The sequence below is a fragment of the Paenibacillus sp. 598K genome (assembly GCF_003851045.1).
Lineage (GTDB): Bacteria > Bacillota > Bacilli > Paenibacillales > Paenibacillaceae > Paenibacillus_D.
This window is the reverse complement of sequence record NZ_BFBX01000041.1, coordinates 1-730: the sequence shown is the minus strand read 5'-3', so window position 1 is coordinate 730 and position 730 is coordinate 1. Positions and strand designations below refer to the sequence as shown.

Genomic DNA, 730 nt, shown 5'->3' with positions numbered 1-730 from the left:
GGAAGCGTGCTAAATCTCCTGCGAAAGTTCCTGCAAGCCGGAGTCATGGATGGCGGGAGCTTTCACCTCAATGAACAGGGGACCCCGCAAGGCGGGGTCATCAGCCCGCTCTTGGCTAACATTTACTTGCACCCACTGGATCAGACGATGACCGAGCGTGGGCATCGACTGACGCGTTACGCAGACGACTTTGTGATCTGTTGCCGGACGCAAAAAGGAGCGGAGCGAGTCCTCAGGTCGGTAGTGAAGCTACTGGAGCGAGAGATGGGATTAACCATTCATCCCGAGAAGACGAAAATCGTGAACAACACGAAGGAGAGCTTTGAATTTCTGGGCCATGTCTTTCGGTCGGGAAAATGGATGCGCCCCACAGACAAAGCGATGACGAAATTCAAAACACGGGTGAAGGAGATCACGCGGCGAAACCAGACGGTGGATGTCGAGCACTTGGTGAAGAAGAAGCTGAACCCGTACCTGAGAGGGTGGGGCAACTACTTTGGAACCGGAGACGTCAAGGGTCAATTTCGTGCGTTCGATAGCTGGATAAGGCGAAGGTTGCGGTCGGTGCAGCTACGCAGCTGGAAGAAAGTAAGGAAGCTACACCGGGAAATGCGCAGAAGAGGATGGGATAGTCGGGAGATGCCCGGACTGCGAATGACGGCTTGGCGAAGCTCCAGCTCCACGTATGCCCAGTATGCGATGCCGAACAGTTGGTTTAAAGAAATCGGTC

At 54.5% G+C, this 730-nt stretch carries 1 protein-coding gene; it reads left to right on the top strand.

Going from position 1 to position 730, the window contains the following annotated elements; translation table 11 throughout:
- Window positions 1–45 precede the first annotated feature (45 nt).
- A partial coding sequence (locus tag PA598K_RS13680; protein WP_260405404.1) for a reverse transcriptase domain-containing protein occupies window positions 46–730 on the top strand: 685 nt, incomplete at its 3' end.